General features: G+C 43.9%; 9 protein-coding genes. 5 read left to right on the top strand and 4 right to left on the bottom strand.

Going from position 1 to position 12,628, the window contains the following annotated elements; genetic code table 11:
* Window positions 1–39: 39 nt before the first annotated feature.
* Window positions 40–1,314 carry a serine hydroxymethyltransferase gene (gene glyA, locus G6047_RS12675; protein WP_169527997.1) on the bottom strand — a complete coding sequence of 425 codons (1,275 nt, stop codon included), beginning with the start codon at window positions 1,312–1,314 and terminating at the stop codon, window positions 40–42.
* Window positions 1,315–1,433: 119 nt separating this feature from the next.
* On the opposite strand from glyA, the gene fahA reads away from it, so the two are divergent.
* Window positions 1,434–2,717 carry a fumarylacetoacetase gene (gene fahA, locus G6047_RS12670; RefSeq protein WP_169527996.1) on the top strand — a complete coding sequence of 428 codons (1,284 nt, stop codon included), beginning with the start codon at window positions 1,434–1,436 and terminating at the stop codon, window positions 2,715–2,717.
* 60 nt (window positions 2,718–2,777) lie between these two features.
* On the opposite strand, the gene G6047_RS12665 is transcribed toward fahA, so the two are convergent.
* The gene (locus G6047_RS12665; RefSeq protein ID WP_169527995.1) at window positions 2,778–3,671 is read right to left on the bottom strand and encodes an EamA family transporter; all 894 of its coding nucleotides are present in this window, start codon (window positions 3,669–3,671) and stop codon (window positions 2,778–2,780) included.
* 72 nt (window positions 3,672–3,743) lie between these two features.
* Between G6047_RS12665 and G6047_RS12660 the strand changes: the two genes are divergently transcribed.
* The 3 genes from G6047_RS12660 to G6047_RS12650 are packed head-to-tail and all read left to right on the top strand — an operon-like array spanning window position 3,744 to window position 7,748.
* Window positions 3,744–5,786 (top strand): T9SS type A sorting domain-containing protein, encoded by a 2,043-nt coding sequence (locus tag G6047_RS12660; RefSeq protein ID WP_169527994.1) that lies wholly within the window; start codon window positions 3,744–3,746, stop codon window positions 5,784–5,786.
* A 5-nt stretch (window positions 5,787–5,791) separates the two neighbouring features.
* Window positions 5,792–6,526, top strand: coding sequence for a hypothetical protein (locus tag G6047_RS12655; RefSeq protein WP_169527993.1), 735 nt, complete (start codon window positions 5,792–5,794; stop codon window positions 6,524–6,526).
* Window positions 6,527–6,569: 43 nt separating this feature from the next.
* The gene (locus G6047_RS12650) at window positions 6,570–7,748 is read left to right on the top strand and encodes a hypothetical protein (RefSeq protein ID WP_169527992.1); all 1,179 of its coding nucleotides are present in this window, start codon (window positions 6,570–6,572) and stop codon (window positions 7,746–7,748) included.
* On the opposite strand, the gene ytxJ is transcribed toward G6047_RS12650, so the two are convergent.
* Entirely contained in the window at window positions 7,745–8,131 is a 387-nt protein-coding gene (gene ytxJ, locus G6047_RS12645) for a bacillithiol system redox-active protein YtxJ (RefSeq protein ID WP_169527991.1), read from the bottom strand. The two genes, G6047_RS12650 and ytxJ, sit on opposite strands and share 4 nt — an antisense overlap.
* Before the next feature lie 152 nt (window positions 8,132–8,283).
* On the opposite strand from ytxJ, the gene clpB reads away from it, so the two are divergent.
* Window positions 8,284–10,890 carry an ATP-dependent chaperone ClpB gene (gene clpB / locus G6047_RS12640; protein WP_169527990.1) on the top strand — a complete coding sequence of 869 codons (2,607 nt, stop codon included), beginning with the start codon at window positions 8,284–8,286 and terminating at the stop codon, window positions 10,888–10,890.
* 446 nt (window positions 10,891–11,336) lie between these two features.
* Here clpB and G6047_RS12635 read toward each other — a convergent pair whose 3' ends face one another.
* Window positions 11,337–12,569 carry a T9SS type A sorting domain-containing protein gene (locus G6047_RS12635; RefSeq protein WP_169527989.1) on the bottom strand — a complete coding sequence of 411 codons (1,233 nt, stop codon included), beginning with the start codon at window positions 12,567–12,569 and terminating at the stop codon, window positions 11,337–11,339.
* Window positions 12,570–12,628: the final 59 nt, after the last annotated feature.

The following is a 12,628-nucleotide window of genomic DNA, read 5'->3' as shown; positions in this document are numbered from 1 at the left end:
CTTATTAAGCAGGCTTTTTTAATTTATATGGTAAACGGACTAAAAAACGAACATAGCGCGTTCACTCATCATGTCGCTTACTTCCTCCCCGATTTCCTCAATGATAGCATCGTCGTTGATGTTCATAAGCACACGATCGATAAGATCCACAACGGTTTCCATGTCTGATTCCACAAGGCCACGTGTTGTGATCGCCGGCGTCCCGATACGGATTCCGGAAGTTACGAAAGGCGACTTATCATCAAACGGAACCATATTCTTATTGACGGTAATTTCTGCTTTCACCAAAGCATTTTCAGCTTCTTTCCCAGTGATGCCCTTGTTTCTTAAATCGATAAGCATCATGTGGTTATCGGTTCCGCCTGAAATCAAATCATAACCTCTTTTCACGAAAGCTTCAGCCATAGCCTTGGCGTTCTTTTGTACCTGCATGGCATACTGGAAAAATTCGTCGCTCAATGCTTCCCCGAATGCAACCGCTTTTGCAGCGATGATATGCATCAATGGACCGCCCTGATTACCCGGAAATACAGCCAGGTCAAGTAAAGCAGACATCATGCGGATATCGCCTTTCGGCCCGGTCAATCCCCAGGGATTTTCGAAATCTTTACCCATAAGAATCATTCCGCCGCGTGGGCCACGAAGTGTTTTATGTGTTGTTGTGGTGATGATATGGCAATGTGGAACAGGATCGTTCATGAGACCTTTTGCAATCAACCCGGCCGGGTGCGAAATATCGGCAAGTAACAAAGCTCCAACGCTGTCGGCAATCTCGCGGAATTTTTTGAAATCCATGTCGCGGCAATAAGCAGACGCTCCTGCGATGATCATCTTTGGTTGTTCGCGAGTGGCGATTTCCTGGATCTTATCATAATCGAAACGCCCCGTCTCTTTTTCAACGCTGTAAAAAACAGGCTGGTATAGTTTCCCTGAGAAATTCACAGGCGAACCATGTGTCAGGTGTCCGCCGTGGGACAAATCGAAACCTAAAATCTTATCGCCGGGTTTCAGGCAAGCGGCATAAACGGCTGTATTGGCCTGTGAACCTGAATGCGGCTGGACGTTGGCATATTCGGCTCCAAAAAGCGCCTTGGCCCGGTCTATCGCAATCTGCTCGACAATGTCCACAACCTCGCATCCGCCGTAATAACGACGTCCCGGATAACCCTCGGCATATTTATTCGTAAGACAGCTTCCGGCGGCTTCCATGACTGCATCGCTTACGAAGTTTTCAGACGCGATAAGCTCCAAACCATGTTGTTGCCTGTCTTGTTCATCAAGTATTAAATCAAAAATTTCCTGATCCTGACGCATATAATAAAGTTTCGTTAAAGTGCCGTCAAAAGTACGAAATCCGTTTGGGAAACTGAATGTTAATTTTATATTTGGTACGCCTAATCTGCGGCAAAAAACCATACAAATCACACACAAAAATGCCTATAACCGCAAACGATCCCCATCGCAAATCATGGCTGGAAACAGCACCTGACAGCGATTTTCCGATACAAAACATCCCATTCGGCGTATTCCTCACCAAAGAACACGTCGTAACCATCGGAACCCGGATCGGGGATTTTGCGATAGATTTGGGAGCCTTGCAGCAACTAGACTACTTTGACGGTATCGAACTGACCGACGATATGTTCATGCAGGACACGCTCAACGACTTTATTTCTGACGGAAAGAAAACCTGGCGTCTCGTGCGTAACCGTATCGCAGATATTTTCGACATTGAAAACCCGACACTGAGGGATAATCCGAAACACCGTGACATCATCATTTTCAATATGGCCGATGTCGAGATGCAATTGCCGGTTTTGATTGGCGATTACACCGATTTTTATTCCAGCCGTGAACACGCGACCAACGTAGGTAAAATGTTTCGCGATCCGGAAAATGCGTTGCTTCCGAACTGGCTTCACATTCCGGTTGGCTATCACGGGCGCAGTTCCACGATAGTCCCTTCAGGTATTCCGGTTCACCGGCCAATGGGTCAGACGCTTCCGAATGGAGAAACAACCCCGGTTTTCGGGCCAAGCCGACTCGTCGATTTTGAACTCGAAACGGCTTTCATCACGACCGATGCCAACATCATGGGCGAAAATATTCCCGTCCACGAAGCCGCCGACCATATTTTCGGTATGGTGCTGTTGAACGACTGGAGTGCGCGAGATATACAAAAATGGGAATATGTTCCGCTTGGTCCTTTCCTTGCCAAGAACTTTGCTTCGTCCATATCTCCATGGATCGTTACGATGGATGCTTTGGAACCGTTTCGAACCAAAGGCCCGAAACAGGATCCTATGCCACTTCCGTATCTGCAACAAAAAGGAAAACAATCGTTCGATATTCATTTAGAGGTTTCAATCGAGCCTGAAAACGCAAAACCGACCGTGGTTTCCAAAAGCAATTTCAAATATATGTATTGGAGCATGAGCCAGCAGTTGGCGCATCATACATCTAATGGATGCCGCGTAAATTCGGGTGATTTGATGGGTTCGGGAACTATTTCAGGCCCAACTCCGGACAGTTTTGGATCGATGCTGGAACTGACATGGGGCGGAAAAAATCCAATCAAAATGGAAGACGGAACCGAACGCAAATTCATCAACGACAATGATACCGTAACCATTTGCGGCTATTGTAAGAATCACGAGGTACGTATCGGATTCGGTGAAGTCAGAAGTAAATTGTTGCCGCCTTTTGCGAGAAATTGATCTACTTAAAATGAATAACTAATATAAATTCCGGACGATTGCTCATCCGGAATTTTTGTTTTAAAGTGTTTGCGTTTTTCGTCTGCCCAAAATCGCCTTCAGGTTAAATACGATTACAGATACGAAAACCACCGAATAGCCGACAATTTCCAATACACTCGCTTTTTCCCTAAAATAAAGAATCGCCAGCGTGAATGCAATGATCGGATTTACGTTGATCAACATCCCGACCGTCGCCGAATCAAGGCCTTTGAGTGCAAACAGATTCAGCCATAGCGGCATCACGGTAAAGAAAACCGCGATGACAACAATGAGTATATAAAAAATCGTGGGATGAAATTCCATCAAATGGAAGCCAGCCACAGGTGACAAGGCCGCCAAAGCAATCAGGAAATGGAACGACAGTAACAAAACCGGATCGAAGCCTGCATTCTTCTTTTGCAAAATCAGGTACAATGCATAGGATAAAGCAACGAGAACACTCAGCATCAGGTCGTAAAAATGCCCGAATGATAAAATACCGCAACCTGAGATACCTAAGAAAATCCCGCACCATTGAAACGTATCCAATTTTTCTTTGAGTAAAATCGCGGCTAGCAAAGCGGTCAATATCGGACACACCAAATAGGAAAGCGATGTGGCCCGGACACTGATATAGTTCATCACGTAAATAAACAGGAACCAGTTTCCGGTGAGTAAAAGGCCCATGAAAATGTTCCAGAGCACCAATTTGACTTTTTCTTTTTTGGAAAGCGACGCGAATTTTTGCTTTAGCTGTCTCAATTGTTCTTTTCTGAAAAAAACAATGATCAGAAAAATGATTACTGTACATGCGGCTACCCTATTGTACAAAATATCAAGTGGCACAAAGGTCTTCAATGGCCGCAGCACAAGGCTAAACAAGCCCCAGACCGAATAAGCCGTAATTGCCGAAAGGTAGTATTTGGATTTCACGCTGCAAATATCAGGAAACAATCTGGCTTTACCCCTGTCCTAACCTCTGGTTAAATTGTTATTTTAGCCTTCATGGTAAAACAACTACTCCAAATCATCGTCTTGTCCGTTTGCTTTCAGTCTGTTGGACAGAATTTCAATTTTAATTTCAACACCACGGGCCAACGTGTTTGCCTGGTTTCGGCAGAAGTCGATACGCAAGCGCCATCGGTTACGATAAAATTTCTTGATGCGGCCTCGAATACCAATCATCCTACGCGTTTGTATCGCCGGCCGATGTTTGGGAACGGCTCCGATTGGGTTTTGGTTGCCGATGCGATTCCGGCGGGAACAGTCCAATGGACAGATACCAACGTCAATGCCGGTGAAACCTGGGAATATCAGGCCAGACGAACCAATACGTGGTTTTATGCGGGTGAATCACATGATGCTATCGGATACACGATCGGGTCTTTGTTGTCGGATCATACGAACTATTCTGGCCAGGTCATTTTACTTGTTGCAGACAATATTGCATCGGGTCTTGCAGAAAAATACCATCGGCTTAAAAAGGAATTATCAGGTGATGGCTGGCAGATTGATGAAATCATCGTTCCCAAAGCGACTTCCTGGGACAGCGGAAATACAGTGGTTGGAATCCGGAATCAGATAATAGCTGTATATAATGAAGCACCATCCGATGACAAACCCAAAGCACTTTTTATCCTCGGGCATGTGCCGATGCCGCGTTCGGGAACAGGGTCTGCGGTAGCTCCCGATGAACACGACCAGAACAAAGGTGCGCGTGGTTGCGATGCCTATTATGCCGATGTGGACGGAATTTTCACCGATACACAAACCTTTAATCCCGGAGGATTACAGACTCCGCTGGCTATAAATCTTCCCGGCGATTTTAAATGGGACCAGGATTTTTTCCCTTCCGATGTTGAAATGGCTTTCGGTCGTGTCGATTTTGAAGATGTTGACGATGTGGCCGGATCTGAATTGACGATGATGGAAACCTATCTCGACAAACTCCACAATTATAAAACGGTTGCCGCCGGTTGGAATATGGGTGAAAAATCGGCATTCTTCATAGGATACGATAATTCCAACGACGGATCCTACAGAAGCCTTCCAAATATCTCAAAACCAGAAAACGTATTTCAGGAACCGTCCGGCCAGACGCATCCGCAATGGGTTTCCCAGAACGGCCCGTTCCAATTCTATATGCAGAACCAGGAAGTTCCCGATATGAACCAATGGAATACCTATGGAATGGAAGCCGCCATTTATTCAAGTGACCAGAGTTATTGGGGCTGGAACGATGTGCCTCAGGACAATTATATCTACAGCCGCATCCGCGCGTTGTTGGCAACTCCAACAAAGGTTGTCGCGACTATCTGGACCACGACAGGAGTTAATACGTTTCAGCAGGCATGTTCAGGAGAACCGATTGGGTTTGCCGTGCGTGAAATCATGAATCACAACGCCCAGAATAACAAACTGGAACGCGTACCACAAAATTGGGATACGGCCGCCTGGCAGAACCGGACACATTTCGCTTTCAATGGCGACCCGACGATACGGTTGTATCAGGTTCCGGCAATTGGTTCCGTCACTCTTTCGGAAGTTGGCAATCAGGCGGTCCTGGATTGGGAATCCGTCAATGGAGAAACCATTGGTTACCATGTTTATGAATCGGTGACTGAATTTGGGAAATATGAACGGCTTACATCGGCACCGATCACAGGAAATACGTACCAGATTGCCGATTATCATCACACCTATTGGTATATGGTGCGTCCGGTTTCGGTTAAAGAAAGTGGTTGCGGATCGTTCCTTATGGCTGGGAACGGGGCTTCTGTTTTGGGCGAATTTGTGTTATCTGATACGGAATTTTCATCTGACGAAATTACCATATATCCGAATCCTGCCAAATCTATACTTAATTTTAAAGGAATTGATCAATCAGCTTTGATTGAAGTGTTTTCTATTGACGGACGCAGGATAAAATCTGAAATGATTTCCGTCGATTCCCTACATCTTGATCTATCGGACATGGTTTCCGGGAATTATTTGCTAAAAATAAAAAAGGGAGACAGTACTTCTGTTAAGCGACTTATTATAAACTGATTTACATGGAACAATTTTTCTTTAATCCGGACAAATTCCAGATTGCCAGAAAACAGAAATTGAGTAAAAGCATTCCGATTTTTATCCTTTTCGCGGGGCTTTTCCTGACAATTGCCGCATTCAATGCAAAAGCCTTGGATAACCCGATTCCATTTGCGGCAGGAATTTGCCTGGCGGCGGTCCTGATTTATTTTTCTGTCATGCGGAATTTGAAAATGCAGAAAAAAATGATCGACAGTTTTGTCTTGACTATTGATGATCAATCAATTCGTCGCGAACAATTCAATATGCCTGGAGTGTCGATTCCACGCAAGGACATATCTAAAATTACAACTTACGCAAACGGAAGTCTTAGCATTACAGGAAAATCCGGATTGAAAATATTCATTATCCCTTCTTTAATCACGGATCACGAGCGCCTTGAAAAAGTTTTGAATGACATTCATCCCATTACACCACCCAATCCCAAAAATGGTTTCGATAAGCTGATACCGCTTCTTCCCGTTTTTGCGATCATCCTGTTTTTTATCCAGGCTCTTTCCCCAAACAAATTTATAGTTATTACAACCGGAATCATGTTGCTCGGCATTTTAGGATATGGATTTTATGCAATCCGGACAAGCAAGAATATTAGTTACAGGATCAAAAGAAAGATTTGGTGGTTGCTTCCGCTCGTATTTGCCATCATATACAATATTGCTGCGAAATTGACAGACGATTTTGGGCTGTATAAGCACTAAGCGTTTTAAAATATCCTACTTTTAAGCCACCAAACCAACTTCAATGAACCGACTTCTACCCTACGCTTTCTTATTCCTCCTTTTCTCCTGCGGATTGAAAAATACGCAGGAAATGCTGCGTTCCGGCGATTATGACAATGCAATTGACCGCGCGGCCTATGCCCTTTCAAAGAACAAAGACAAGAAAGGAAACCAGGAATACATCTACATTCTGGAAGATGCATATGCAAAAGCAGTGGATCGCGATAACAGACAGGTTCAGTTGTTGGGTAAAGATGCCAACCCACGCAACCTGGAGGAACTTTTCAATACCTATGTGCAGATGAACAACCGCCAGGAAAAAATCCGGCCGTTGCTTCCGTTGCATAAAGCCCAGGAAAACCGCGATGCGAAATTCGAGTTCAGCGATTATTCAGATCAGATAGCCAACAGTAAAAATGCGCTTTCCAAGTATCTGTACGATAATACAAAAGCGCTTTTACTGACAAAAGATAAAATGAATTACCGGCGTGCGTATGAGGATTTGAATTACTTAAACCAGATCAACCCGAATTTCCGTGATGTTCCGCAACTGATGCAACAAGCGTTGCAAAAAGGAACCGATTATGTAAAAGTGGTTTCCCGCAACGAAACGCGAATCATGATTCCGGTTCAATTGGAACGCGACCTTCTCGATTTCAGCACTTACGGGTTAAATGATAAATGGACCGTTTATCAAAGCAATCCACAGCCTAACGTGGAGTATGACTTTTCAATAGGGTTGAATTTTCGCGAGATAAACATCAGTCCGGAACGTGTCAACCAAACGCAGCGTACCTTTGAAAAGGAAATAAAGGTCGGACAGCAAAAGAAAATCGTTCGTGGCCATGTGGTAAAAGACAGCCTGGGTCATGCGGTTATGATCGATGTCTTTAAAAAGGTAAAAGCTTTCGTTGTGGAATACGAACAGTACAAAGCGAGCCAGGTTGTTGCGAAAGTGGATTATTCCGATGTGCGTACGAATCAGCTCTTACAGACTTTTCCAGTCAGCAGCGAGTTTGTTTTCAGCAACCGTTATGCGCGTTACAAAGGTGACAAAAGAGCCATCGATAAAGATTATCTGCCGTTTTTAAACCAGCGTCCGTTGCCATTTCCTACTAATGAGCAAATGGTATACGATACGGGTGAAGACCTCAAGGCGAAACTCAAGGACATCATTATCCGTAATAAATTCAGGAACTAATTTTCTTTTTTAGAGGCTTCGACCAAATCCCCGGCTGCAATTCCTGAATGTGATTCATGAAATATCGCTTTTCCGTTGCGGATCAGGATGATTTGTGGCGATTCGTGAGTAATGCCAAATTTTTGGGCTATTGCAGATGAAATATCGCGATGCGATAACAAGTCAAGGAAATACAACGAAATATCAGATTCCAATTGTGGCATTTCCGATTCGAAAGTCTTTAGTGACATCCGGCTGATACCACAGCGCGTGCTGTGCTTGAAAATGGCGACCGGATTACGGAATGATTCTTCCGACAGCCGATCCAACTGTTTCAAATGTGTTAATTCATTCCAGTCTAGGCTGCTTTGGTTTGTATCTTTAGTAAAGGAAAAAAGTCCCATTCTGTCGTGATTTAAGTCAATTTGACATTTAATTTTGAAAACGAACTGCTATTTTGTCAGAAATTACGTATCGGAACACCAATTGACAAGCAGGCGGAAAAAACAAAAATAAGATACAAATCACAATACGACTGTTAATCAGAAAGTAAAATATGAACATAAATAAATTTACGATCAAATCCCAGGAAGCTATCCAACAGGCACATCAGCTTGCACAGGTTTCCGGCCAGCAGCAGATAGAGAACGAACATATCATGAAAGCCATTTTTATGGTCGATGAAAATGTCGCTCCTTTCCTGCTTAAAAAATTAAATGTCAATGTCCCATTGTTCCAACAGGTTCTTGATGCCACGATACAAAGCTTCCCGACAGTCAGCGGAGGCGATATCCAATTCTCACGGGAGGCAGGAAAAACACTGAACCAAGCCGAAATCATCGCCCAGAAAATGAACGATGAATTCGTTTCTATCGAACACCTCATGCTTGCGATTTTACAATCGTCAAGTAAAGTTGCTCAGCAATTGAAAGACCAGGGCGTAACCGAAAAAGCCCTGAAGTCGGCTATAGACGAACTTAGAAAAGGCGAACGTGTCACCTCTCAGTCTGCCGAAGAAACCTACAATTCCCTGAACAAATACGCCAAAAACCTCAATGAGCTCGCTCGTACGGGAAAACTCGATCCGGTAATCGGGCGTGATGAAGAAATCCGTCGTGTGTTACAGATATTGACACGTCGCACCAAAAACAATCCGATGCTCGTAGGTGAACCAGGAGTTGGTAAAACCGCTATAGCCGAAGGTCTCGCCCACAGAATCGTCGATGGTGACGTTCCGGATAACCTTAAAGATAAAATTGTCTATTCGCTTGATATGGGTGCTTTGATTGCCGGGGCGAAATACAAAGGCGAATTTGAGGAACGGTTGAAATCTGTCGTCAAAGAAGTCACGACTTCAGATGGAGATATCGTGCTTTTCATTGACGAGATACATACATTGGTCGGAGCCGGCGGTGGCGAAGGCGCGATGGATGCCGCAAACATCTTAAAACCTGCATTGGCCAGAGGTGAATTACGTGCCATAGGTGCCACGACACTTGACGAATACCAAAAGTATTTCGAAAAAGACAAAGCACTCGAACGCCGTTTCCAAAAGGTTCTGGTCGATGAACCCGATACCGAAAGTGCTATTTCGATACTTCGCGGCATCAAGGAAAAATATGAAACCCATCACAAAGTCCGGATCAAAGACGAAGCGATAATCGCTGCAGTTGAATTGTCGCAACGTTACATCACAAATCGTTTCCTTCCGGATAAAGCTATCGATTTGATGGATGAAGCCGCTTCAAAACTTAGAATGGAAATCAATTCCAAGCCAGAAGAACTCGATGTTTTGGATCGTAAAATCATGCAGCTTGAGATTGAAATTGAAGCTATCAAGCGCGAGAATGATGAAAGTAAGCTCAAAATCCTTGGAATGGATCTCGCCAATCTGAAAGAAGAGCGCAACGAGATTTTCGCCAAATGGAAAAGCGAGAAAGATGTGGTCGATAACATCCAGAACGTCAAAACCCAAATCGAGGATTTCAAGGCAGAAGCCGAACGGGCCGAACGCGATGGAGACTATGGAAAAGTAGCCGAATTGAGATATGGAAAAATCAAGGATGCACAAACGCAACTTGAACAATTGCAACAACAACTTGCCGCGAACCAAAGCGGTGCTTCACTGATAAAAGAAGAAGTCACGCGCGAAGATATTGCCGAAGTAGTTGCCAAATGGACAGGCGTTCCTGTGACAAAGATGCTTCAGGGTGAACGTGAAAAACTGTTACATCTTGAAGAAGAATTGCACAGAAGAGTCGTCGGTCAGGAAGAAGCCATTGAAGCGATTTCAGACGCTGTCCGCAGAAGCCGCGCCGGATTGCAGGATTCCAAAAAACCAATAGGATCTTTCCTGTTCCTTGGTACTACAGGCGTTGGTAAAACCGAATTGGCGAAAGCGCTTGCCGAATATTTATTTGACGACGAAAATGCCATGACCCGCATCGACATGAGCGAATACCAGGAAAGACACAGCGTAAGTCGTCTGGTTGGCGCGCCTCCGGGATATGTGGGCTATGACGAAGGCGGACAATTGACCGAAGCCGTTCGCAGGAAACCGTATTCCGTAGTGCTGTTAGACGAGATAGAAAAAGCGCATCCCGATACGTTCAATATCCTGTTGCAGGTTCTCGACGAAGGCCGATTGACCGACAACAAAGGTCGTCTGGCTGATTTCCGGAACACGATAATCATCATGACTTCCAATATGGGAAGCCAGATCATTCAGGAGAAATTCGAGAATTTAAAAGGAAGTGTTGAAGCTGCTTCCGAAGTAGCTAAAGAAGAAGTGTTGGCTTTGCTAAGGCAAACCGTCCGTCCGGAATTCATTAACCGGATCGATGAAATTGTGATGTTCACACCGTTGAGCAAAGCAAATATTAACCAAATTGTAAGTCTGCAACTAAAGAGTGTGACTAAAATGCTTGCACAGCAAAACATTACGCTCGATGCAACTCCTGAAGCAATCGAATATTTGTCTGATAAAGGTTTTGATGCTCATTTTGGTGCAAGACCTGTAAAACGTGTCATTCAGCGTGAAGTGCTCAATAAACTTTCAAAAGAGATTTTAGCCGGTAAGGTAAGTGCCGAAAGCATAATATTACTCGATAGCTTTGACGGGGAATTGGTTTTCAGGAATCAGACCGAGGTCGTGAACAGTTAACGGGTAATAGTTAGCCCGTGACAATTAGTGATTGAATGCCCGCGGGTTTTGCGGGCATTTTTTATGACTCACAGTTTTATAGCAAATTAGCTATTCGATGGTTTGTTTTTTATACTGAAATATGTGTTTAACGCCAGGAAAATGGAACTTTTGTAGCTAATTTGATATTCAGTCGTGGGATTAACGTTACAGGCTGAAAGTTTATTCCTCGCGTGATAGGTGCGCGGCCAAGATATGAGACGATAGCCCGCAGCAACCGAATTTTTTATTTTTGAGATTTGGCGCAGCGACCATGGGAGCTCGCGCCAAATTCACAAAAATTTAAATGTGGTGCGAGGACTAAAGGCGGTAGCTTGAGAAAGCCGCCCGAAATAAAACACTGCACACTTATGACAATAAAAAAAGCCACCCAAAAAGGTGGCTCTTTATTTATGTCAATCTTGTAATTAAGACTTAACGAATTTAGAAACCTGAGTTCCGCTAGCTGATTGGGCTTTCACAACATAAGTTCCTGTAGCAAGTGAAGTAACATTAACGTTTACAGAAGAAGCGTTAACTTTTTCGCTCATTACTTTGTTACCCAACATATCGAATACTTCGTAAGAATTGATAGTCTCATTTTGTACCAAAGTCAACATTGATTTAGCTGGATTTGGATACGTAGAGAATACGTTACGGGTTACGTCTTGAGTTCCAAGAGTTTCAGTAACTGTATAGTTGAATATCAAAAGGAAACCTCCACCAACGATAGAATTTACGTGGATTCCAAGGTAATAGTTACCTGCGGCTGGTGGTGTGAATGGAGTTGAATCTGAAACAGTCGCGTTGAATTGAAGTTCTTCGAAAAGACCATTTTGGATAATGTCAGTGTAAGTACCAACAACTGTTTGGTTAGGTGCATCTGGGCTTGGAGCATCTGCCCAAACCAATTCAAATGCTTCATTTGCATCACCAACAGCATCTGAATCAGCTCCGTTGTATGCAATGCTTACATTATATGTTCCATTTGCCACCATTGCAATTGCAGGAGAGAAAGTCCAGTCATTGGCATCATCTGTAGTAGCAACACCTGCAGTAAGGAATGTTTCGTCTTCACCATCTCCATCAAGATCAAGATTTTGTTGGATCATAGCAGCTCCGTTACCGTCAAGGTCATACGTTTGATAACAACCGTAAAAATCTTCTGGTGCTTCGAAATCTTCTGTGAAAGGAAGTGCTGTACTACAATCTGGATTAAGTACTTCAAGGCTGAATGTAAATCCTGAAGCCAACCATCTGTCATCCCAGGCAAAATAATAAGTTACACCTGCTTCTGCAACAAAAATAAGTTCTGAGCGGTAGTCGCTGTCCGAGACATCATCATTACCATTGAAACAAGTAAGTGCATCACAAGTACCTGTATAGATACTCAAACGTGTATCGTAAGCGTCATTGTCAAATGGATTGACATCACCGGCAGTACTGATTTTAAGAACCTGAAGTTCCGTAGGTGTGTAGCTGTACCATTCTGCAGCGGTACCAGGAGTTCCCCAGCATTCAGATGTCTCATCTGCAGGGTTCCCGTCAATGTCGCCGACAACAGTCAGACCAAGGCTAACCGGGACAGCTTCTGCACATGTATCCTGGGCAAAACCATACCCGGAAACTAGTAATAAAGATAAAAGTGTAATTTTCTTCATGATGAATATGTTATTTTTTTTCAAACATAAGGATAATTATTTGCTTTTTCAATAGTGAT

The organism is Flavobacterium silvaticum, from assembly GCF_012911565.1.
Lineage (GTDB): Bacteria > Bacteroidota > Bacteroidia > Flavobacteriales > Flavobacteriaceae > Flavobacterium > Flavobacterium silvaticum.
The sequence above is the reverse complement of the archived record's forward strand: the minus strand, read 5'-3'. Positions and strand labels throughout refer to the sequence as shown.